15 protein-coding genes and 3 pseudogenes are annotated in these 22,506 nt (G+C 60.5%); 17 read left to right on the top strand and 1 reads right to left on the bottom strand.

The features are described 5' to 3' along the window. Positions 1–654: 654 nt before the first annotated feature. The 12 genes from CRO59_RS02855 (at position 655) to CRO59_RS02795 (ending at position 17,175) form a co-directional block, all read left to right on the top strand. The gene (locus tag CRO59_RS02855) at positions 655–1,971 is read left to right on the top strand and encodes a nucleotide sugar dehydrogenase (protein ID WP_007965217.1); all 1,317 of its coding nucleotides are present in this window, start codon (positions 655–657) and stop codon (positions 1,969–1,971) included. A gap of 97 nt (positions 1,972–2,068) precedes the next feature. Next, positions 2,069–3,550, top strand: coding sequence for a mannuronan synthase (gene alg8, locus CRO59_RS02850; RefSeq protein WP_171061828.1), 1,482 nt, complete (start codon positions 2,069–2,071; stop codon positions 3,548–3,550). A 35-nt stretch (positions 3,551–3,585) separates the two neighbouring features. After that, complete coding sequence (locus CRO59_RS02845; protein WP_097086309.1) at positions 3,586–4,755, top strand: alginate biosynthesis protein Alg44; 1,170 nt, start codon at positions 3,586–3,588, stop codon at positions 4,753–4,755. Positions 4,756–4,770: 15 nt separating this feature from the next. Next, a complete protein-coding gene (gene algK, locus CRO59_RS02840) occupies positions 4,771–6,273 on the top strand; it encodes an alginate biosynthesis TPR repeat lipoprotein AlgK (RefSeq protein WP_177408936.1) in 1,503 nt (500 codons plus the stop codon). Then, a complete protein-coding gene (locus CRO59_RS02835; RefSeq protein WP_097086305.1) occupies positions 6,270–7,751 on the top strand; it encodes an alginate export family protein in 1,482 nt (493 codons plus the stop codon). The genes algK and CRO59_RS02835 overlap by 4 nt, the downstream gene beginning before the upstream one ends. A 26-nt stretch (positions 7,752–7,777) precedes the next feature. Continuing rightward, positions 7,778–9,349 (top strand): mannuronan 5-epimerase AlgG, encoded by a 1,572-nt coding sequence (algG, locus tag CRO59_RS02830; RefSeq protein WP_097086741.1) that lies wholly within the window; start codon positions 7,778–7,780, stop codon positions 9,347–9,349. A 10-nt stretch (positions 9,350–9,359) separates the two neighbouring features. Next, a complete protein-coding gene (locus tag CRO59_RS02825; protein ID WP_027610923.1) occupies positions 9,360–10,820 on the top strand; it encodes an alginate O-acetyltransferase in 1,461 nt (486 codons plus the stop codon). Positions 10,821–10,828: 8 nt separating this feature from the next. After that, on the top strand, positions 10,829–11,953 hold the full coding sequence (locus CRO59_RS02820; RefSeq protein ID WP_097086302.1) for a mannuronate-specific alginate lyase: 1,125 nt from the start codon (positions 10,829–10,831) through the stop codon (positions 11,951–11,953). A 194-nt stretch (positions 11,954–12,147) separates the two neighbouring features. Continuing rightward, the gene (locus tag CRO59_RS02810; protein ID WP_007969546.1) at positions 12,148–13,713 is read left to right on the top strand and encodes an MBOAT family protein; all 1,566 of its coding nucleotides are present in this window, start codon (positions 12,148–12,150) and stop codon (positions 13,711–13,713) included. A 10-nt stretch (positions 13,714–13,723) separates the two neighbouring features. Then, positions 13,724–14,896: an alginate O-acetyltransferase gene (locus CRO59_RS02805; protein WP_027610920.1), complete on the top strand. Its 1,173-nt coding sequence runs from the start codon at positions 13,724–13,726 to the stop codon at positions 14,894–14,896. Positions 14,897–14,911: 15 nt separating this feature from the next. Continuing rightward, a complete protein-coding gene (locus tag CRO59_RS02800; RefSeq protein ID WP_007969549.1) occupies positions 14,912–15,568 on the top strand; it encodes an alginate O-acetyltransferase AlgF in 657 nt (218 codons plus the stop codon). Positions 15,569–15,723: 155 nt separating this feature from the next. Beyond that, positions 15,724–17,175 (top strand): mannose-1-phosphate guanylyltransferase/mannose-6-phosphate isomerase, encoded by a 1,452-nt coding sequence (locus tag CRO59_RS02795; protein ID WP_003221833.1) that lies wholly within the window; start codon positions 15,724–15,726, stop codon positions 17,173–17,175. A gap of 74 nt (positions 17,176–17,249) precedes the next feature. Here the strand turns inward: CRO59_RS02795 and CRO59_RS02790 are convergent, their stop codons facing one another. Beyond that, complete coding sequence (locus CRO59_RS02790; protein ID WP_097086300.1) at positions 17,250–20,102, bottom strand: RHS repeat domain-containing protein; 2,853 nt, start codon at positions 20,100–20,102, stop codon at positions 17,250–17,252. Positions 20,103–20,280: 178 nt separating this feature from the next. Here CRO59_RS02790 and CRO59_RS02785 point away from each other — a divergent pair, with 178 nt between their 5' ends. The 5 genes and pseudogenes from CRO59_RS02785 to CRO59_RS02765 all read left to right on the top strand — a co-directional run. Continuing rightward, positions 20,281–20,745, top strand: coding sequence for a hypothetical protein (locus CRO59_RS02785; RefSeq protein WP_027610918.1), 465 nt, complete (start codon positions 20,281–20,283; stop codon positions 20,743–20,745). A 36-nt stretch (positions 20,746–20,781) separates the two neighbouring features. After that, positions 20,782–21,606, top strand: coding sequence for an SDR family oxidoreductase (locus CRO59_RS02780; protein ID WP_097093075.1), 825 nt, complete (start codon positions 20,782–20,784; stop codon positions 21,604–21,606). 70 nt (positions 21,607–21,676) lie between these two features. Beyond that, a pseudogene (locus CRO59_RS02775) lies at positions 21,677–21,856 on the top strand (short-chain dehydrogenase); the annotation flags it as partial. 61 nt (positions 21,857–21,917) lie between these two features. Further along, a pseudogene (locus CRO59_RS02770) lies at positions 21,918–22,106 on the top strand (short-chain dehydrogenase); the annotation flags it as partial. A 61-nt stretch (positions 22,107–22,167) separates the two neighbouring features. Continuing rightward, positions 22,168–22,356, top strand: a pseudogene (locus tag CRO59_RS02765) (short-chain dehydrogenase); the annotation flags it as partial. Positions 22,357–22,506: the final 150 nt, after the last annotated feature.

The raw sequence follows: 22,506 nt of genomic DNA, 5'->3' as shown, positions 1-22,506 counted from the left end.
GGCACGTAAATTTTTTTACGGTAGTGGCACAAAACTATCTAGCTCGATTACGCACCGATTAACAAAGGCCCAAATCGAAAGTGCTATCAAATTGAGACCAGTGCCATCTTTGGCAATATTTCAAAAAATTTCAGATTTCGCGATGAGCGGGTAGGAACTATGTCCAAATGCATAGCTCATACCACCGGTAACGATTCTCGCCGAGTTTGTACGAGATAACTTACGCAGAGCGGAGAACCATGTAACCAAGTTGTCACAGCAACTTGCCTAGATGGTTCACTCATCTGATCAACTAACGATGGATAGGTGATACGCACCATAAACATCCTCTACAAGGCCAAGGCTGCGCCCCTGTAATTGTGCTCGCCTGAGCACCCAACCGCTTGATCTACGGGCCTTTCGTCCGACATCAGGTGGACTGAACACATGCACAAGAGTCTTCCAGCAAGAAGTTCCGCTGCATAACAGGGCAAGTCATAACAACTAAGGCCTAGTTGCGCACATCTTGAGTGCACTTATTTAGACACTCGGAACTTAGTATGCCTGCACACGGCATTGTGGCGCCTGTATGCCGCACTTTCGAGTGCACTATGACCGCTGAACACCATTAACTCCGGCCATCTAATGGCTTGATAAAACACAGAGGTAATTGCGATGCGCATCAGCATATTTGGTTTGGGTTACGTTGGCGCAGTGTGTGCCGGTTGCCTGTCTGCACGGGGCCATGACGTGGTTGGCGTCGATGTTGCCAAAGACAAGATCGACATGATCAACGCCGGCAAGTCGCCGATTGTGGAACCGGGTCTGGGCGAACTTCTGGCTCAGGGTATCGAGACCGGTCGTCTGCGCGGTACGACCAACTTCGCCGAGGCGATTCGTGACACCGACCTGTCGATGATCTGCGTCGGTACGCCGAGCAAGAAGAACGGCGACCTGGAACTGAACTACATCGAGGCGGTGTGCCGCGAGATCGGTTTCGTACTGCGTGAAAAAACCACCCGCCACACCATCGTGGTACGCAGCACCGTGCTGCCGGGCACCGTCGCCAACGTGGTGATCCCGATCCTCGAAGACTGCTCGGGCAAGAAGGCCGGTGTCGATTTCGGCGTCGCGGTCAACCCGGAATTCCTGCGTGAGTCCACCGCGATCAAGGACTACGACCTGCCACCGATGACCGTCATCGGCGAGTTCGACAAGGCCTCGGGCGACGTTCTGCAATCGCTGTACGAAGAACTCGACGCGCCGATCATCCGCAAGGACATCGCGGTCGCCGAGATGATCAAGTACACCTGCAACGTCTGGCACGCGACCAAAGTGACCTTCGCCAACGAGATCGGCAACATCGCCAAAGCGGTCGGCGTCGATGGTCGTGAAGTGATGGACGTGGTCTGCCAGGACAAGACCCTCAACCTGTCCCAGTACTACATGCGCCCGGGCTTCGCCTTCGGTGGTTCGTGCCTGCCCAAAGACGTGCGCGCCCTGACCTACCGTGCAGGTTCGCTTGACGTCGAAGCACCGTTGCTCAACTCGCTGATGCGCAGTAACGAATCGCAAGTGCAGAACGCCTTCGACATCGTTGAAAGCCACGACAAACGTAAAGTCGCCCTGCTCGGTCTGAGCTTCAAGGCCGGTACCGACGACCTGCGCGAAAGTCCGCTGGTGGAACTGGCCGAAATGCTGATCGGCAAGGGTTACGACCTGAGCATCTACGACAGCAACGTCGAGTACGCCCGTGTTCACGGCGCGAACAAGGACTACATCGAGTCGAAGATCCCGCACGTGTCGTCCCTGCTCAACTCGGACTTCGATTCGGTGATCGACAACTCCGACGTGATCATCCTCGGCAACCGCGACGAGAAATTCCGCTCGCTGGCCCAGGAAGCACCGCAAGGCAAACAGGTCATCGACCTGGTCGGCTTCATGGCCAAAGCCACCAACCCGGGTACTCGCACTGAAGGTATCTGCTGGTAAAGCAGCGCCAAGCGACAAGCCTCGAGCTGCAAGCAAAGCGTTTCGCTTGCAGCTTGAAGCTTGCAGCTCGAAGCCTCTCTTACCTTGGATGACGTCGATGACCAAGCTCAAACATTTCTTTCTGCAATCCGCCGGCTGGCTTTTGTTTCTGAGCCTGTTGTTGGGCCTGGCCTTGATGCTGCCCACGTCCACGTTCGACTCCGAGTCGAAGGACTTTATTTTCCTGATTGGCGCCGTGGGTATCTGGCGCTACTCGATGGGTGCAACGCACTTTGTGCGCGGCATGATTTTTCTCTACATCGTTTACCCGCACCTGCGCCGCAAAGTGCGCAAGCTGGGTAAGGCGGCGGACCCGTCGCATGTGTTTCTGATGGTCACCAGTTTCCGTATCGACGCGCTGACCACCGCGCAGGTCTACAGCTCGGTGATCCGCGAAGCCATCGACTGCGAACTGCCGACCACCGTGGTCTGCTCGATCGTCGAAATGTCCGATGAGCTGCTGGTCAAGGCGCTGTGGGCGCGGATGAATCCGCCAGACCGCGTGAAGCTCGACTTCGTGCGCATTCCCGGCACCGGCAAGCGCGATGGCCTGGCTTATGGTTTCCGCGCGATCTCCCGTCACCTGCCGGACGACCGTGCCGTGGTGGCCGTGATCGACGGCGACACCGTGCTCGGCGAAGGCACCGTGCGCAAGACCGTGCCGTGGTTCCAGCTGTTCGGCAACGTCGGTGGCCTGACCACCAACGAATTCTGCGAAGTACGTGGCGGCTACATCATGAGCGAATGGCACAAGCTGCGTTTCGCCCAGCGTCACATCAACATGTGCTCGATGGCCCTGTCCAAGCGCGTGCTGACCATGACCGGGCGTATGTCGGTGTTCCGCGCCACCGTGGTGACCGATCCGGAATTCATCGCCGACGTCGAAAGCGACTCGCTGCAACACTGGCGCCTGGGCCGTTTCAAGTTTCTCACCGGCGACGACAAGTCGAGCTGGTTCAGCCTGATGCGCCTGGGTTACGACACCTTTTACGTGCCGGACGCCGCGATCAACACCGTTGAGCATCCGCCGGAAAAGAGCTTCATCAAGGCCAGCCGCAAACTGATGTTCCGCTGGTACGGCAACAACCTGCGCCAGAACTCGCGAGCGCTGGGCCTGGGTGTGAAACGCCTCGGTGCCTTCACCTCGGTGGTGCTGTTCGATCAGCGCGTATCGATGTGGACGTCGTTGCTGGGCCTGACCGTGGCGATCATCGCCAGCTTCAAGTACGGCGGCGCGTTCATCCTCGCCTACCTGCTGTGGATCGGTATCACCCGCCTGATTCTGACCCTGCTGCTGTCGTGCTCCGGTCACCGGATCGGCCCGGCCTATCCCGTGATTCTGTATTACAACCAGATCGTCGGTGCGCTGGTGAAGATCTACGTGTTCTTCCGCCTCGACCAGCAATCCTGGACGCGCCAACCCACTTCCCTGACCCGTGATCTCGCCAGCTTTCAACGTTGGTTCAACACCTGGTCGTCTCGGACCATGACCTTCTCCGCCGGCAGCATTTTCGTCGCCGTGCTGCTGATGATGGTCTGACCTGCCCCTATTGAATTAACAAGGAAATCGCCCCCATGAATACCGCCGTCAACGCCAACGTAGTGCATGAATCCGAAGCCCAGCGTCAGCACGCCCGAGTGAAAATCCCGGCCAAACTGCGCTTCTTCGGCCCGGACCGGACGCCGGTCGAAGCGCGGGTCCTCGACCTGTCCGCCGGTGGTCTGGCGTTCAACGCCGGGCAACTGCCGCTGACCATCGGCGAGGTGTACAAGGCACGTCTGCAATTCGTCATCGACAACCTCGGTCTGGCCATGGACGTCGAACTGCAAGTGCGCTCCTACGATCGCCAGAGCGGCCGCGCCGGTTGCCAGTTCCAGAACCTGGAACCGCAGGATATTTCCACCCTGCGCCACCTGATCACTTCGCACCTGGCCGGCGACATCGTCAGCATGGGTGAAGTACTGGCGACCCTGCAGCGCGACAACTTCACCAAGGCGCGCAAGGTCAAGGACGGCGGGAGCGGCATGACCCCGTTCGGGCGTCTGAAAGCCGTGACTTTCAGCGCCGGCATTTTCGCCATCGGTCTGGTCGCTTTCGGTTTCGTCTTCAAGTCGGTGTACGGCATGTACTTCGTCAGCCACGCGCAAGCAGGTCTGGTCAGCGTGCCGGGAATGAACATCACCATGCCGCGTGACGGCACGGTGCAGAGCCCGGTCAAGTCCGACGGCGTCGCCGCCAAAGGCGCGCCGCTGGCGACCTTCAGCACCAGCATGCTCGACGTGCTCAAGGGCCATCTGGACGAAGACCAGTTGCAACCGGCCAAGGTTGAAGAACTGTTCGGCAAGCAAATGACCGGCACCCTGACTTCTCCGTGCGATTGCACCGTGGCCCAGCAACTGGTGGCTGACGGTCAGTACGCGAGCAAGGGCGACGTGATTTTCACCCTGGTACCGCGCAACACCCAGGCCACCGTCGATGCGCGCTTCTCCTATCGCCAGTTCGGCGACGTGCGTCCGGGGACGCCAGTGAGCTTCCAGATCGCCGGCGAAGACCAGACCCGCACCGGCAAGATCGTCAGCAGCACCAGCCTGAAAAGCGCCGACCTGTCCTCCGACATCCGCGTGCAGATCCAGCCGGACGAACCACTGGACAGCAGCTTCGCCGGGCGCCCGGTGGAAGTGAACAGCGATCGAGGTCCGAACCTGAACTGGCTGATCGACAAAGCCATGGCTGCCGGTCTTTAAGTCGAGGACATGCCTGTGACTACTCCTATCTTGAACACACCGCCGAACCTGTGGGAGCGAGCCTGCTCGCGAAAGGATCAGCGCGGTTTGTCTGAAGTACCGAGTCGACTGCTTCGCGAGCAGGCTCGCTCCCACATGGGTTTGATGGTGTGCTCGCTGGCACTGGCGGTAAGTCTCGCCGGTTGCGCCGGCCTGCCCGACCAACGCCTGGCCAACGAAGCGCTCAAGCGTGGCGACACCGCCACCGCCGCGCAAAACTACCGCGCACTGGCTGATCTGGGTTACAGCGAGGCGCAAGTCGGTCTCGCCGATATCCAGGTCGACAGCCGCGACCCCGAGCAGATCAAACAGGCCGAAGCGACCTACCGCGCCGCCGCCGATGTTTCGCCACGGGCCCAGGCCCGTCTCGGTCGCCTGCTGGTAGCCAAGCCCGGGTCAACCGAAGCCGAGCACCACGAAGCCGAAAGCCTGCTGAAAAAAGCCGCCGCCAATGGCGAAGGCAACACGTTGATCCCGCTGGCGATGCTGTACCTGCAATTCCCGCACAGCTTCCCGAACATCAACGCGCAGCAGCAGATCGATCAGTGGCGCAAATCCGGCTACCCCGAAGCCGGTCTGGCGCAGGTGCTGCTGTATCGCACCCAAGGCACTTACGACCAGCATCTGGATGACGTGGAAAAGATCTGCAAGGCCGCGCTCAACACCACCGACATCTGTTACGTCGAACTGGCCACGGTCTATCAGAAACGGGCCCAGCCGGAGCAACAGGCCGAGCTGCTCAAGCAGATGCAGGCCGGTTACAGCCGTGGCACGGTCAGCGCGCAGCGCGTCGATTCGGTGGCCCGCGTGCTGGCCGATTCGACCCTCGGCAAGACCGACGAGAAGACCGCGCAGTCGCTGCTCGAACCGATCGCACCGGGCTACCCGGCATCGTGGGTGACCCTCGCGCAACTGCTCTACGACTTCCCGGAACTGGGCGACGTCGATCAGATGATGAAGTACCTGGACAACGGCCGCGCCGCCGACCAGCCGCGCGCCGAACTGTTGCTGGGCAAGCTCTACTACGAAGGCAAACTGGTGCCGGCCGACGCCAAAGTCGCTGAAGAACACTTCCAGAAAGCCGTCGGCCGCGAAGTCGCCGCCGACTACTACCTCGGCCAGATCTATCGCCGTGGTTACCTGGGCAAGGTCTATCCGCAGAAGGCTCTCGACCACCTGCTGACCGCCGCGCGCAACGGCCAGAACAGCGCCGATTTCGCCATTGCCCAACTGTTTTCCCAAGGCAAGGGCACCAAGCCCGACCCGCTCAACGCCTACGTATTCAGCCAATTGGCCAAGGCGCAGAACACCCCGCAAGCCGATGAACTGGCGACCACCCTGGCCGCGCAATTGCCGCCCGAGCGTCTGGCCGAAGCCCAGCGCCTGCTGCAACAGGAACAGGCCAGCCGTGGCGCCCTGAACCAGAACACGCTGCAACTGCACGCCCTGCAAGAAGAAGACGGCGAGGAATCCCTATGAAGTTGAATCCCTTTGTGAAGGCCGGCATTGGCCTCACGTTCGCGCTGATCTGGTCTTGCCCGACACTGGCCGCGATCACTGAAACCAAGAACTTCGGCCTGGAAGTGAAAATCACCGGCCAGTCCGAAGACGACCGCGACCTCGGCACCGCCAGCGGCGGCGACGTCAACGGTGTGGGCCTGGACCTGCGTCCTTGGATCTACGGCGAAAGCGGCGCGTGGAGTGCCTACGCCATGGGCCAGGCCGTGACCTCGACCGACATCATCGAGACCGACACCTTGCAGCAGTCGGACGGTGAGCAAACCACCGACAACAGTGATCGCAAAACCAAGAAAAACTACTTGGCGATGCGCGAGTTCTGGGTCGGCTACAGCGGCCTGACGCCGTACCCCGGCGAGATGCTCAAGCTCGGTCGCCAGCGCCTGCGCAATGACGACGGGCAATGGCGCGACACCAACATCGAAGCGCTGAACTGGACCTTCGACACCACCCTGTTGCGCGCCAACGTCGGTGTTGCCGAACGCTTCAGCGAATACCGCACCGACCTCAAAGAGCTGGCACCAAAAGACAAGGATCGCCTGCACGCCTACGCCGATGCCGCCTACCAGTGGACACCCGGCAACTGGGTCGGCATTCGTGGTCATCACACTCACGACGACGGCAAACTGGATTATCCAGAGCCGGGCGTTGCCGGTGATTCGCTGGACAAAAAAGAGAACGGCGATATCAGCTGGCTCGGCCTGACGGCCGACAGCGACGCCTACAACTGGCGCAACACCAACACCGTCAACTACTGGGGCAGCATCACCGGCATGAGCGGCGACCTTGATTCGGTCAACCCGCTGAACGCCGATGGCAGCCGTCCGGCCCAAGCCAAGCGCAGTGATGACATCAACGGCTGGGCCACCGATCTGGGCGTGCGTCTGCGCCTCGATCCGCAGTGGCAGGTCGGTGCGGCCTACGCCCGCGCCAGCGCCGATTACCAGCAGAACGGTCTGGAAAGCAACCGCTCCAACTACACCGGTACCCGCTCGCGCGTGCACCGTTTCGGCGAAGCATTCCGTGGCGAAATGAACAACATGCAGACCGCGACCCTGTTCGGTTCGTGGATGCTCAACGACCAGTACGACGCCAGCCTGATCTACCACAAGTTCTGGCGCGTGGACGGCAACAAGCCGGTGGGCAGCAACGGCATCAACGCCGTGGAAAACAACACCGACGACGTCACCGGCGCGATCCTCTCCAGCACCTCGCTGCCGCTGCAGGATGGCAACAAGGATCTGGGTCAGGAAATGGACCTGGTGGTGACCAAGTACTTCAAGCAAGGCTTGCTGCCGGCGGCGTTGAGCCAGTCGATCGACGAGCCGTCGGCGCTGGTGCGCTTCCGTGGCGGTGTGTTCAAGCCCGGTGATGCCTATGGCAGCCAGGTCGATTCGTACATGCACCGCGCGTTCATCGACGTGATCTGGCGCTTCTGATGCAAACCGCCAAGGGAGTGCCCGACATGCACCATGCAAGGAAAGGCTCGCTCAGCCTGTTGGCCGGCGCCATGCTGCTGGCCTCCGCTGGCGCGTTCGCCACGGTGGAACCGGCCAAGCCGGTGACCACCGCCAAAGAGCTGCAACAAGCCAAGACCTACACCGTCAGCAGCGCGCCGACCGAGGCGCTGGAACTGGCCAAGCCGAAACTGCCCGACCTGTCCGGCTTCACCGCCGAAGCCGCTGCCGCGAAGATCAATCGCAGCAAACCGGGCAAGATCAGCGTGCGCCGGATGATGCAGGAAGACGCCCTGAAGGACTTCATCGGCGGCGACAACAAGATGGCCGAATGGGTGGTGCGTCAGCACGGCATCCCGCAGGCGATCTTCGTCGACGACGGCTACCTGAACCTCAAGGATCTGGCGCAGAAACTGCCCAAGCAGTACTTCAGCGAGACCTCGCCGGGCGTGTACCTGGCGAAGCTGCCGATCGTGGTAGGCCGTAAAGGCATCCTTGAAATCGACGGCCAGACCCAGGAGTTGCGCCTGTCGCAAGAGGCCGGTTCGTTCCTGGTCAACGACGGTCAGCTGTTCGTGCGTGACACCAAAGTCACCGGCTGGCGCGAGAAGGACAACGGCCCGGCCACCTTCCGTTCGCCGAAGGAATTCCGGCCGTTTCTGCTGGCCTGGGGCGGCACCGAGACCTACATCGTCAACAGCAAGATGGCCAGTTTCGGCTACGCCAACAGTAAGTCGTACGGGGTGAGTATTTCCCAGTACACGCCGAACATGGCCAAGGTGCTCAAGCGTCCCGAGCCGACCGGCTGGATCGTCGGCTCCGAGTTCTCCGACATGTGGTACGGCTTCTACTGCTACGAGACCCGCGACTTCGTGGTCAAGGGCAACACCTACAAGGACAACATCGTCTACGGCATCGACCCACACGACCGTTCCCACGGTCTGATCATTGCCGAGAACACCGTCCACGGTACGAAGAAGAAGCACGGCATCATCATTTCCCGAGAAGTGAACGACAGCTTCATCTTCAACAACAAGAGCTACGACAACCACCTCTCGGGCCTAGTGATCGACCGTAACAGCGTCAACAACATCATCGCCTACAACGAGATCTACAAAAACCACACGGACGGCATCACGCTTTACGAGTCCGCCGACAACCTGCTGTGGGGTAACAAGGTCATCAGCAACAAACGTCACGGCATCCGCATTCGTAACAGCGTGAACATCCGCCTCTACGAAAACGTCGCCATGGCCAACGGGCTGACCGGCGTCTACGGCCACATCAAGGACCTGACCGACACCGACCGTGACATCAAGCTCGACCCGTTCGACGCGCAAGTCTCGCTGATCGTGGTCGGCGGTGAACTGGCGGCCAACGGCAGCGGCCCGATGGCCATCGACTCGCCGTTGAGCGTCGAGCTATATCGCGTATCGATGCTGGCGCCGACCAAATCCAGCGGCATCAGCTTCAACGGCATCCTCGGCGAGCGCCAGGATGAAATTCTCGACCTGCTGGTACGCCAGCAGAAAGCCGTGCTGATCGACCCTGTCGAACGCCAGACCGAATTGCAGGACTGAGGATAATTTTATGCACCCACACTTGATCAAATTACTCAGCCTGTCGGCCCTGACCGTGGGCATTCTGGCGGCCAGCAATGCTGCCCGCGCCGATGACACGGCGGGCGCCACCCCGCCAAAATTCAGCGCCGAACCGTGCTGCAACCTGTGCCCGGCCGCCCATGACGCGAAGAACTACACCACGCGCTACCAGCAGAACTTCACCACCCTGGTGCAGGCGCAGGGCGACTGGCTGTTCCGTACCCAGGAAGATTTGCGCACCGAGTTCAACACCACTCCGGCCGGCTACAAACGCCTGCAACAGCTGCACGATGCGTTCAAGGCCAAAGGCGTCGAACTGGTGATCGTCTATCAGCCGACCCGTGGCCTGGTGAACCGCAACAAGCTCAATCCGCAGGAAAAAGCCGCGTTCGATTACGAGAAAGCGCTGGGCAACTACAAGACCATGCTCGGCCGTTTCGCGCAGATGGGTTACGTGGTACCGGACCTGTCGCCGCTGACCAACGAATCGCTGCCGGACACCCTGCCCGCCCACGATTTCTACTTCCGCGGCGACCAGCACTGGACCCCATACGGTGCCCAGCGCACAGCGAAAATCGTCGCCGAGAAGGTCAAGCAGATCCCGGCCTTCGCCGACATTCCCAAGCGTGAATTCGAAACCAAACGCACCGGGCGCATGGGCAAGACCGGCACCCTGCACAACATGGCCGGGCAACTGTGCGGCACCAGTTACGCGATCCAGTACATGGACCAGTTCACCACCGAGCCGAAAGGCGAAGCCGGTGACGGCGACCTGTTCGGTGACTCCGGCAACCCGCAAATCACCCTCGTGGGTACCTCGCACAGCGGCAAGAACTACAATTTCGCCGGCTTCCTCGAAGAGGCCATTGGCGCCGACATTCTCAACGTCGCCTTCCCCGGCGGTGGTCTGGAAGGTTCGATGCTGCAGTACCTCGGTAGCGACGAATTCCAGAAGACCCCGCCGAAGATTCTGATCTGGGAATTCTCGCCGCTGTACCGCCTCGACCAGGAAACCATCTATCGCCAGATGATGTCCCTTCTCGACAACGGCTGCGAAGGCAAGGACGCGCAAATGTCCGCCAGCACCACGCTCAAGCCTGGCGGCAAACAGGAACTGCTGGTCAACAGCAAAAACCTGAACCTGCAGAACAGCAGCCATCAGGTCGACATCCGCTTCGCCGACCCCTCGGTGAAAACCCTGCAAGCCACCCTCTGGTACATGAACGGTCGCCACGAGGACATCAAGATCGAGAAACCGGAAACCTCCGACACCGACGGTCGTTTCGCCTTTGAGCTGCGCACGGACGAAGACTGGGCCTCGCAAAATCTGCTGGCTGTCGAAGTCCAGGGCCCCGAAGCGGGCACCGCGCCGCAAAAAGTCGAAGCGAAAATCTGCAAACGCAACGTATTCCCGGGCGCTGGGCCACAAACCGCTCAGCTCGGGCAATGAGGTCTGCTATGCGAAATCGAACGATCAAACACTTGCTTGCGCCATCCCTGCTGACCCTGGCGATGTTCGCCGGGGCCACTCAGGCCGCCGCACCACTGCGTCCGCCGCAGGGCTATTTCGCGCCTGTGGATAAATTCAAGAGCGGCGACAAGAGCGAAGGCTGCGACGCGATGCCGGCGCCGTACACCGGGCCCCTGCAATTTCGCAGCAAGTACGAAGGCTCGGACAAGGCCCGCGCGACCCTGAACGTGCAATCGGAAAAAGCCTTCCGCGACACCACCAAGGACATCACCACGCTGGAGCGCGGCACCGCCAAACGAGTGATGCAGTTCATGCGCGACGGTCGTCCGGAGCAGCTCGACTGCACGCTGAACTGGCTGACCGCGTGGGCCAAGGCCGATGCGTTGATGTCGAAAGACTTCAACCACACCGGCAAATCGATGCGCAAATGGGCGCTGGGCAGCATGGCCTCTTCGTACATTCGCCTGAAGTTCTCCGACTCGCATCCGCTGGCCACGCATCAGCAAGAAGCGCAGCAGATCGAGGCGTGGTTCAGCAAGATGGCCGATCAGGTGGTCAGCGACTGGGACAACCTGCCGCTGGAAAAAACCAACAACCACTCGTACTGGGCCGCGTGGTCGGTGATGGCTACCGCCGTCGCCACCAACCGTCGCGACCTGTTTGATTGGGCAGTGAAGGAATACAAGGTCGGGGTCAATCAAATCGACGCCGACGGCTTCCTGCCCAACGAACTCAAGCGCCAGCAGCGCGCCCTCGCCTATCACAACTACGCCCTGCCGCCACTGGCGATGATCGCCAGTTTCGCCCAGGTCAACGGTGTCGATCTGCGTCAGGAAAACAACAGCGCGCTCAAGCGTCTGGGTGACCGGGTGCTGGCCGGGGTGAAAGACCCGGATGCGTTCGAGGAAAAGAACGGCAAAAAACAGGACATGACCGACCTGAAAGAGGACATGAAATTCGCCTGGCTCGAACCGTTCTGCACCCTCTACACCTGCCCGGCGGATGTGATCGAGAAGAAGCACGGCATGCAGCCGTTCAAGACCTTCCGCCTCGGCGGCGACCTGACCAAGGTCTACGACCCGTCGCATGAGAAGGGCAACAAGGGTTCGTAAGAGTGAATGCAATCCCCTGTGGGAGCGGGCTTGCTCGCGAATGCCGTCTGACATTCAAAACTGATGTCGACTGACACACCGCCTTCGCGAGCAAGCCCGCTCCCACAGTGAAGTGATGTCGCCCCCTGAATTTTCACGGGGGGTTTGGGGGGGCTTTGGCCCTTGACTGTTGGTTCAAACATGGAGAGATCGGGATGGTATTTTCATCCAACGTGTTCCTGTTTCTGTTCTTGCCGATCTTTCTCGGCTTGTACTACTTAAGCGGGCAACGCTATCGCAACCTGTTGCTGCTGATCGCCAGCTACGTGTTCTACGCGTGGTGGCGGGTGGACTTCCTGGCGCTGTTCGCCGGCGTCACCCTGTGGAACTACTGGATCGGCCTGAAAGTCGGTGCCGCCGGCGTGCGCACCAAACCGGCACAGCGCTGGCTGCTGCTCGGCGTGGCGGTCGACCTGTGCATCCTCGGCTACTTCAAATACGCCAACTTCGGCGTGGACAGCATCAACGCGATCATGACCTCGTTCGGTCTGGAGCCGTTCATCCTGACCCACGTGCTGCTGCCGATCGGTATCTCGTTCTACATCTTCGAGTCGATCAGCTACATCATCGACGTGTATCGCGGCGACACCCCGGCCACCCGCAACCTGATCGACTTCGCGGCGTTCGTGGCGATCTTCCCGCACTTGATTGCCGGCCCGGTCCTGCGTTTTCGCGACCTCGCCGACCAGTTCAACAACCGCACCCACACCCTCGACAAGTTCTCCGAAGGTTGCACGCGGTTCATGCAGGGTTTCATCAAGAAAGTCTTCATCGCTGACACCCTCGCCGTGGTCGCCGACCACTGCTTCGCCCTGCAAAACCCGACCACCGGGGATGCCTGGCTTGGCGCGCTGGCCTACACCGCACAGCTGTATTTCGACTTCTCCGGTTACAGCGACATGGCCATTGGTCTGGGCCTGATGATGGGTTTCCGCTTCATGGAAAACTTCAAGCAGCCGTACATCAGCCAGTCGATCACCGAGTTCTGGCGCCGCTGGCACATCAGCCTGTCGACTTGGCTGCGTGACTACCTGTACATCACCCTCGGCGGTAACCGTAAAGGCACGCTGATGACCTATCGCAACCTGTTCCTGACCATGCTCCTGGGTGGTCTGTGGCACGGCGCGAACATCACTTACATCGTCTGGGGCGCCTGGCACGGCATGTGGCTGGCGATCGAAAAAATGCTCGGCATCAACACCTCGCCGCGCAGCCTCAACCCGATCCGCTGGGCGCTGACCTTCCTGCTGGTGGTGATGGGCTGGGTGATCTTCCGTGCCGAAAACCTGCACGTCGCCGGGCGCATGTACGGCGCGATGTTCAGCTTCAGCGACTGGTCGCTGTCGGAACTCAACCGCGCCAGCCTCACCGGTCTGCAAGTGGCGACCCTGGTGGTGGCGTACGCAACCCTGGCGTTCTTCGGCCTGCGTGATCTGTACACCAACCAGCCTCCGGTGAAGAGCAAACCTGAAGTCAACGTCGAGGCCAACGGCCCTGCCACCGCGACCCCGGGCATGATCAAGGCAGCCCCCGGCGAGAACCCGGCGAGCATCCATGAGCCTGGCTACACCGTCGGCGTCGAGGCGCAGGTGCAACCGGCCTACTGGACGGCGGACTGGTCACGCTACGTGATGCGCGGGCTGATCCTGCTGCTGTTCATCGCCTCGATTCTCAAACTCTCGGCGCAAAGCTTCTCGCCGTTCCTTTACTTCCAGTTCTGAGGGATCTGACATGACCCGCTCATTACGCATCTTCTACATCGCGCTGTTTCTGGTGACCCTGCTGGTGCTCGGTCTGTGGTCGGTGCGCAGCTTCTTCGGCTTCAGCACCAACGCCGATGCGACCGTGCTTAACGGTCGCTGGACCAAAGCCGTGGAAACCCACTACGACGATCAGTTTCCGATCAAGCGTCTGGGCACCAACCTCTGGGCGGCGCTGGATTTCAAACTGTTCAACGAAGGTCGTCCAGGCGTAGTGCTCGGTCGCGATCAGTGGCTATACAGCGACGAGGAATTCAACCCGATCGTCAACGAAGAACTGAACCTGCAAGGCAACTACGCGCTGGTCGAAGGCGTGCGCCAGACCCTGAAAGAGAAAGGCGTGAAACTGGTGATGGCCATCGTGCCGGCCAAGGTGCGTCTGTACCCGGAACACCTGGGTGAAGTGAAACCGGCGAGCATCCACGCCAACCTCTATCAGGACTTCCACGCCCGTGTCGCCGCAGACAAGATCCTCGCCCCGGACCTGCTTGGCCCACTGCAAAAAGCCAAGCAGAACGGTCAGCAAGTGTTCCTGCGCACCGACACCCACTGGACCCCGGAAGGCGCTGAAATCGCCGCCAACACCCTGGCCAAGACTATCGCCGACAAGTTCCCGCTCAGCGGCGAGCCACAGCGCTTTGTCACCACGCCAGCGGAGAAGGTCACGCACAAGGGCGACCTGCGTCTGTTCCTGCCACTGGATCCGCTGTTTGAAAACCTGATGCCGGCACAAGAGCCGCTGCAGAAGCGCAACACCGTGGCCGCCGAGCAGCCTGCCGGTGACGACGCGCTGTTCGCCAGCAGCGAAGTACCGGTCGCACTGATCGGTACCAGCTACAGCGCCAACCCCAACTGGAACTTCGTCGGTGCGCTGAAACAAGCGCTGCACAGCGACGTGGTCAATTACGCCGAGGACGGCCACGGCCCGATCCTGCCGATGCTCAGCTACCTGAAAAGCGATGACTTCAAGAACAGCCCGCCACAGGTGCTGATCTGGGAGTTTCCTGAACGATATCTGCCTGTGAACAACGAAATCGGCGACGCCGACCCACAGTGGGTCGCAGAGCTCAAACAAGCCGGTGCTCGCCAACAAAACGTAGCTATCAACACTAAATCCGAGACGCCCGATCGGGCGCAAAACTGAAAGAGAGGTAACACCATGACTTTCACTACTACTCCTCGTCGTCTCGCCAAACGCTTCGCATTGGTTGCGGGTCTGAGCGTGCTGTCGGTCCAGGCCTTTGCCGGTGGTGACGCCGCGCTGTACGGCCCGACCGCGCCGAAAGGCTCGACCTTCGTGCGCGTCTACAACGCCAGCAACGCCGAAGTCAGCGCCACCGTCGGCAGCACCAACCTGAGCGACGTTGCGCCACTGGCCAGCAGCGACTTCAGCTTCATGCCGGGCGGCGACTACAGCGCCAAGGTCGGCAGCCAGACCCTGCCGGTCAAACTCGCCGGTGACCACTACTACACCCTGGTCAACAACGCGTCCGGCGCGCCGCAACTGATCGAAGAACCACCGTTCAAGAACAAGCAGAAATCCCTGGTGCGCGTGCAGAACCTCAGCGACAAGCCGCTGACCCTGAAGACCGCCGACGGCAAGACCGACGTGGTGCCGAACGTGGCTGCCAAGGGCCGTGGCGAACGTGAAATCAACCCGGTGAAAGTCAGCCTGGCGCTGTACGAAGGCGACAAGAAAGTCGGCGACGTGAAACCGGTCGCCCTTGAGCGCGGTGAAGCAGCGGTGCTGTACGTCACCGGTTCCGGCAGCAGCCTGTCGCCAGTCTGGGTGAAACGCCCGGTGTCGACTCGCTAACCAATTTCATGAACTGACGCAGTAACCCTGTGGGAGCGAGCCTGCTCGCGAATACGGTCCGACATCCAACATCAATGTCGACTGATGTACCGCTTTCGCGAGCAGGCTCGCTCCCACAGGGCCTCTAACCAATCGATTTTTATGGAGTAAACAATATGATTCCGGTGATCTTGTCAGGTGGTAGCGGTTCACGTCTTTGGCCGCTTTCGCGTAAGCAATTCCCTAAACAATTCCTGGCCCTGACCGGTGAACACACGCTGTTCCAGCAAACTCTGGAGCGCCTGGTGTTCGAAGGCATGGACACGCCGATCGTGGTCTGCAACAAGGATCACCGCTTCATCGTCAACGAACAGTTGGCCAACCGTAACCTCGAATGCCAGCGCATCCTGATGGAACCGTTCGGCCGCAACACCGCACCAGCGGTAGCGCTGACTGCAATGATGTTGGTCAACGAAGGTCGTGACGAACTGATGCTGGTGCTGCCGGCCGACCACGTACTGGAAGACCAGAAAGCCCTGCAACGCGCCCTCGCCCTGGCCACCGTCGCCGCCGAAAACGGCGAAATGGTGCTGTTCGGCGTGCCGGCGACCAAACCGGAAACCGGTTACGGCTACATCAAGTCCACTGGCGATTCGCTGCTGCCGGAAGGCGTCAGCCGCGTCTCGCACTTCGTCGAAAAACCCGACGTCAAACGCGCCACCGAATACGTCGAATCCGGCGGCTACTACTGGAACAGCGGCATGTTCCTGTTCCGCGCCAGCCGCTTCCTCGAAGAGCTGAAAAAGCACGATCCGGACATCTACGACACCTGCCTGCTGACCCTCGAGCGCAGCCAGCAGGACGCCGACACCGTTACCCTGGACGAAGCCACCTTCGCCTGCTGCCCGGACAACTCCATCGACTACTCGGTGATGGAAAAAACCCAACGCGCCTGCGTGGTGCCGCTGTCCGCTGGCTGGAGCGATGTCGGTTGCTGGTCGTCGCTGTGGGAAGTCAACGAGAAAGACGCCAACGGCAACGTCAGCAAAGGCGATGTGGTCATCCAGGACAGCAAGAACTGCATGATCCACGGCAACGGCAAACTGGTGTCGGTGATCGGTCTGGAAAACATCGTCGTGGTCGAAACCAAGGACGCGATGATGATCGCCCACAAGGACAAGGTTCAGGGCGTCAAGCAGATGGTTAACACCCTCAACGAGCAGGGTCGCAGCGAAACCCAGAACCACTGCGAGGTCTACCGTCCGTGGGGCTCGTATGACTCGGTGGACATGGGTGGCCGCTTCCAGGTCAAGCACATCTCGGTCAAACCGGGCGCGTGCCTGTCGCTGCAGATGCACCACCACCGCGCCGAGCACTGGATTGTGGTCAGCGGCACTGCTGAAGTGACCTGCGATGACAACGTGTTCCTGCTCTGCGAAAACCAGTCGACCTACATCCCGATCGCCTCGGTGCATCGCCTGCGCAACCCGGGCAAGATCCCGCTGGAAATCATCGAAGTGCAATCGGGCAGCTACCTGGGCGAAGACGATATCGAACGCTTCGAAGATATCTACGGTCGCTCCACCCCGATCGAACGTGGCGTGTCGGTGAAAACCATCGCGCAGTGATCGCCCGGCAATGAGAAGCCCCCGTCCAGCCCGCTGCGTCCCCTATCCGCAGTGGGTTGGGCGGGGGCTTTTTTTCAACTCAACGAATGTTGTCGAGTCAGCCTTGGCCGGGAATGTCCCCCCAGCGATTGCTGCCTTCCCGCGTAGGGAGCCGGTGCGAGCAGTCCGATAAAGTCCTGGGTCCGCCGCAGGCTCTGCAGCGTACTGGACGTTTGCATCGACAAGTCGGAGACCGCTTCGAAAAGCTCCGGATCCGCGCTGCCGGTGGTTGCCAGCTCGGTAAGGATGGCCTGCGTCCTGAACTCGACCATGTCGATGTTTGCCGAAAGATGTTCATAAGTGTTGCTTAACGCCTCAGCATTCAGTCCCTGCGCTGCATGGATGAATTCCCGCCCCGTCTGGAACAGCCCCCGAGTTTCTGGTCCCAGTTTTTCAGAGACTGCCTCGATCACTTTGCCCTCGACCTTGGCGCGCGCCATTTGGGTCAAGCGTGATCGACCGTCGGCTGTGCGCGGATCATGCGCTGCCAATTGCAGTTTCACTGTGGCAAGACTCAGCTTCTTTTTCGGCTCGACGCTTTCAACCAGAACCTTGGGATTCAATTCGCTGCCCTTGAAATGGATAGGTCGGTTCAACTGATAGGTGTCCACCACCTTGTCGATGGCTGTACCCGCCAACTTATCGGCGACCTTCGTGCCAATCTTGCCCCCAAGCGAACCGGCTACCGGTCCGAACACGGTGCCCATTGCAGTGCCAATCGTGCCCCCTGCGGCTTGAGCGCCTGCGCTGAACATGCTGCTGGCCAGTTGCGTCCCGACGCGCCTGGCCAAGGCCTGAAACCGGTGTCGCGCCTGAGTGTGATTGAGCAATGAGTTTCTGACGTCCGCTGCCGCCGAGGTCATCGTGCTCATTAATGCCTGCTGCTTTTGCACACTGTCAGCCAACTCAGATGTGGCGGTCTTCCCGCCCCCATCGGTGTCGACATGGTTCATGGGCGAGTTACCCACCATCTGATACAGGTTCGGCCCGTCGATAAAGCCTTTCGGGTCAGGATTCAACCAGCGCTGCAACCACGGCATGTAATAGCGATAGCCGTAATAATAGAGACCTGTGGCATCGCGCTCCTTGCCCGAATAACGCAGGGTTTTGTAACTGGCCTCGGTGTCCTTGCTCCACGCCGTTTCACCGAACGGGAAGAAAGTTTCTTGACTGATGAGCCGGGCATCCTCGCCCAGTTCCAAGCAGGTCGATCCGAGATGATCCGTCAGCGTGTACCGATAATGGTCATTGGAACCGGTGGGCGGAGCACTTTCCCAGTGCAGCACGTGTACACGGCTGATGTGGCCCTCGACGGAAATCACTTGCAGTTGTTCACCGGTGGCCGTGTCGGTACGTAGCTCCAGCCCAGGCAAATAGCGCACCTGGGCCGAGACGCCGCGGGCATTCGTCTGTAACGAGCGAATCTTGCGCACACGTTGGCCGGCACCGTCGTAGCAATAGTGTTCACGGTCATTGGGGCCGCTGGCACGTTCGACCGGCGTGACCGCTTGCAACTGATTACGCAGATTCCACGTCAATGAACTCCCCGCGTACAGCGCTCGCAAATTGCCACGGGCATCGAACGCCGCGGCAATCTCCTCTTCCGTCGGTGGCACGCCATTACGGTAAGGCAAACAGCGATTACTTGATCGCGCAGCTTTGAGCTCGCGGCCATTGCGCGCGCCAACATGCGTCAGCAGCAGCAGATTGCCGGATTCATCGTAGTCGAAGGTCTGTCGATAATTGCTCACTGCTGCCGGATCGTCACGTCCGATGGACGCCGGACCTTGAGTAGCAGCACCTGCTTCCCAACCGGTGGCCACATGCAACTGGTAGAAGCTGTCATAGTCGAAACGCCTGACAGGATCGATACGCTGGTTGGCGAAATACCGGATCGGCAGTGCCTTGTCCTCGATGCTCAGCAAGTTGCCCATCGGGTCATAGTCGTAGATCAGATGTTGCAATACCTCGCCCCCGACTTTCCTCGCATGGCGGGTTCGCAAACGACCGTCCTCGGGCTGATAGGTCAGCGTCGTCAGCACACCATTGCCCGCCAGTTCCTGAGTGACTTGCCCATCAGCGTTGTAACGAATGTCGCTCACCAGCGTTTGCGCTTTGGTCTGGTGCCGCAATTGCAGATGGCAGGCACGCAACTGACCGTCCAGCGTCAACTCGCGGTCCTGTCGATTATCACGTGCATCGACTTGTTCGAGTACCTGCCCCAGCGGCCCGAAGCGCCAGCGGGTCGTTGCACCGTCACCGGGCTCCAGCAAGCGCTGGCGGTCATCAACGTTTTGCGGCCAATCGGGGACGCTGGGGTCGAGGGTGAAGTGCCGCGTGCTTTCAATGCATTGCCCACTGATTGCAAAGCTTTGCGAGCACACACTACCCGCCGGATCATCGTGCCGAATCAACTGGCCCAGCTGATTCCGGGAGGGATCACCCGCGCCGGGCTGACCGTAAGTGAGACGTTCGACGCACCGCCTAGGCTCGGATGCGCCTTCTTCGAACACGGCAATCGGACGCAGCAGCGGGTCGTGTTGCACCTCGCGCCAGGTCTCTCGACTGTCCCAGTCGTACAGCGTCTCGGCACCCAGCCCGTACAACGCCAGCTGCGTACCGGCATCGACGCTGTCGGAGCGCAGCGTTTGCCCGATCAACGAATAAAGGGTGCGCAGATTCGCTGGCGTCAGCGGCTCGGTCGTTTGCAGTGCCCACAGGCGCGGATCCCACTGTTCCACAACCCTTCCGGCAGCGTCACGCACCGTGCGATTGACGCGGGTTTGAGCTGGGCAAAGGTCGTCGGCACGCCAATAACCAACCGTCCGAACCTGCAGTCCGCGCGGGTCGCTTACTGAAAGCGTCGGTGTTTTGCCATGTTTGTTCATCAGCTTGCTCCCGGCACTAGCGTTATCCATGCTTCAGGGCATCAGAGCATCCGCGCTTTGCGATTTTCAACTGTCAGAAATTACAGTACCGACTGACGGTACATTCGGAATACGCGCGAATGTCCATTGCGCCGGCCCTCCGGTAGGATGGTACTCACGAACCAAGGAGCCTTCCCTCATGTTCATCGGCATCCTGCTGATCATCACCTGGTTGATTCTGCTGCTGCGCTATCCCGCCAAGGCTGTGCCGGTCTCCGTGGCCGCGGCTATCGGTCTGGGCCTGGTGGCCATGTGGGTGGTGTGGCTGGACAACCGCGAGCTCAAGCAACTGGCGCGCCTTGAGATGCGCATCAGCTATGCACCGGAACAATGCCCGGCAGATCGGCCGCTGCAATTGAAAATGAAAAACGGCAACGACGTGCCGCTGACTGAACTGCGCTGGCGCATCGCAGCTTACGCGCCGGGCGACACGGTCAATCTGGCCGACAACCAATACACCGCCCCGCGCTATCGCGGCCCCGGCGAACTGCAGGCCGGTGGCGACTGGGAAGACTGCCTGCCGATGCCTCCACTGCGCCCCGGTTATCGCCCACAAACCCTGGAGTTTCGTGCCGAGCGCTTGCAGGGCAGTTTCTCCGACTGATCCCCCTCCTCCCATTTTTTGCACAAGGAATGCGCCATGCCCGTTGCGTTGATTACCGGTTGCTCCAGCGGCATTGGCCGCGCCCTCGCTGACGCGTTCAAAGCCGCCGGTTACGAGGTCTGGGCCAGTGCGCGCAAGGCTGAAGACGTCGCGGCCCTCGCCGCTGCGGGGTTCAGCGCAATCGCGCTGGACGTCAATGACAGTGTGGCGCTGGAACAACTCGCTGAGCGCATCAACCAGCAACACGGCGGCCTCGACGTGCTGATCAACAACGCCGGTTATGGCGCGATGGGGCCGCTGCTCGACGGCGGCGTACCGGCCATGCAGCGTCAGTTCGAAACCAATGTGTTCTCGATTGTCGGCGTTACCCGCGCCCTGTTTCCGGTACTGCGCCGGGCCAAGGGGCTGGTGGTGAATATCGGCAGTGTCTCAGGGGTACTGGTCACGCCGTTCGCCGGCGCCTACTGCGCCTCGAAGGCCGCGGTGCATGCGCTGAGCGATGCGCTGCGCATGGAGCTGGCGCCGTTCGGTATCCGCGTGATGGAGGTGCAGCCGGGAGCGATTCAGTCGAGCTTCGCCAAGAATGCCGGGCATGAAGCGGAGCAACTGATCAACGAGCAATCACCGTGGTTTCCGTTGCGTGAGGGGATTCGTGCGCGGGCCAAGGCATCGCAGGACAAGCCGACCCCGGCCAGTGAGTTTGCGGCTGAGTTGCTCAAGGCTGTGCAGCAGAACACGCCGCCACGCTTGATCCGCATTGGTAATGGCAGCCGCGCGTTGCCATTGCTGGCGACGTTATTGCCCAAGGGATTGCTGGAGTCGACGTTGATGAAGCGGTTCGGGTTGCGCGGCCAGCTCTGAGACCGAGTCGACGCTTTCGCGAGCGGGCTCGCTCCCACAGGAGAATGCATTCCAAATGTGGGAGGACAAACCGACGCCGGCCAGTGAGTTTGCGGCTGAGTTGCTCAAGGCTGTGCAGCAGGGCACGCCGCCTCGCTTGATCCGCATTGGTAATGGCAGCCGCGCGTTGCCATTGCTGGCGACGTTATTGCCCAAGGGATTGCTGGAGTCGACGTTGATGAAGCGGTTCGGGTTGCGCGGCCAGCTCTGAGACCGAGTCGACGCTTTCGCGAGCGGGCTCGCTCCCACAGGAGAATGCATTCCAAATGTGGGAGGACAAACCGACGCCGGCCAGTGAGTTTGCGGCTGAGTTGCTCAAGGCTGTGCAGCAGGGCACGCCGCCTCGCTTGATCCGCATTGGTAATGGCAGCCGCGCGTTGCCATTGCTGGCGACGTTATTGCCCAAGGGATTGCTGGAGTCGACGTTGATGAAGCGGTTCGGCTTGCGCGGCCGGCTCTGAGACCGGGTTGACGCTTTCGCGAGCAGGCTCGCTCCCACAGGAGAATGCATTCCAAATGTGGGAGGAGAAATCGACGCCGGCCAGTGAGTTTGCGGCTGAGTTGCTCAAGGCTGTGCAGCGGGGCACGCCGCCAAGATTGATCCGCATTGGTAATGGCAGCCGGGTGTTGCCGTTGCTGGCGACGTTGTTGCCCAAGGGATTGCTGGAGTCGACGTTGATGAAGCGGTTCGGGTTGCGCGGCCAGCTCTGAGACCGGGTTGACGCTTTCGCGAGCAAGCCCGCTCCCACAGGAGAATGCATTCCAAATGTGGGAGCAACTGTCTTACTGCCACCGTTCGTCACCGCCACTCTGTGCCGTCTCGCAGCATGGCATTCAATCTGATCAGCAGTATTCGCATAC

The sequence above is a fragment of the Pseudomonas sp. LAMO17WK12:I5 genome, assembly GCF_900215165.1.
In the GTDB taxonomy this organism is placed as follows: Bacteria; Pseudomonadota; Gammaproteobacteria; order Pseudomonadales; family Pseudomonadaceae; genus Aquipseudomonas; species Aquipseudomonas putida_A.
Note: the sequence above shows the minus strand (reverse complement) of the source record. Positions and strands in the feature narration are given on the sequence as shown.

Excerpts from the sequence above, each read along its gene's own strand:
- algG (WP_097086741.1), top strand. The coding sequence starts at position 7,778 with ATGCACCATGCAAGGAAAGGCTCGCTCAGCCTGTTGGCCGGCGCCATG.
- CRO59_RS02805 (WP_027610920.1), top strand. The coding sequence starts at position 13,724 with ATGACCCGCTCATTACGCATCTTCTACATCGCGCTGTTTCTGGTGACC.
- CRO59_RS02825 (WP_027610923.1), top strand. The coding sequence starts at position 9,360 with ATGCACCCACACTTGATCAAATTACTCAGCCTGTCGGCCCTGACCGTG.
- CRO59_RS02800 (WP_007969549.1), top strand. The coding sequence starts at position 14,912 with ATGACTTTCACTACTACTCCTCGTCGTCTCGCCAAACGCTTCGCATTG.
- CRO59_RS02820 (WP_097086302.1), top strand. The coding sequence starts at position 10,829 with ATGCGAAATCGAACGATCAAACACTTGCTTGCGCCATCCCTGCTGACC.
- CRO59_RS02795 (WP_003221833.1), top strand. The coding sequence starts at position 15,724 with ATGATTCCGGTGATCTTGTCAGGTGGTAGCGGTTCACGTCTTTGGCCG.
- CRO59_RS02845 (WP_097086309.1), top strand. The coding sequence starts at position 3,586 with ATGAATACCGCCGTCAACGCCAACGTAGTGCATGAATCCGAAGCCCAG.
- CRO59_RS02790 (WP_097086300.1), bottom strand. The coding sequence starts at position 20,102 with ATGAACAAACATGGCAAAACACCGACGCTTTCAGTAAGCGACCCGCGC.
- CRO59_RS02780 (WP_097093075.1), top strand. The coding sequence starts at position 20,782 with ATGCCCGTTGCGTTGATTACCGGTTGCTCCAGCGGCATTGGCCGCGCC.
- CRO59_RS02835 (WP_097086305.1), top strand. The coding sequence starts at position 6,270 with ATGAAGTTGAATCCCTTTGTGAAGGCCGGCATTGGCCTCACGTTCGCG.
- CRO59_RS02785 (WP_027610918.1), top strand. The coding sequence starts at position 20,281 with ATGTTCATCGGCATCCTGCTGATCATCACCTGGTTGATTCTGCTGCTG.
- CRO59_RS02855 (WP_007965217.1), top strand. The coding sequence starts at position 655 with ATGCGCATCAGCATATTTGGTTTGGGTTACGTTGGCGCAGTGTGTGCC.
- alg8 (WP_171061828.1), top strand. The coding sequence starts at position 2,069 with ATGACCAAGCTCAAACATTTCTTTCTGCAATCCGCCGGCTGGCTTTTG.
- CRO59_RS02810 (WP_007969546.1), top strand. The coding sequence starts at position 12,148 with ATGGTATTTTCATCCAACGTGTTCCTGTTTCTGTTCTTGCCGATCTTT.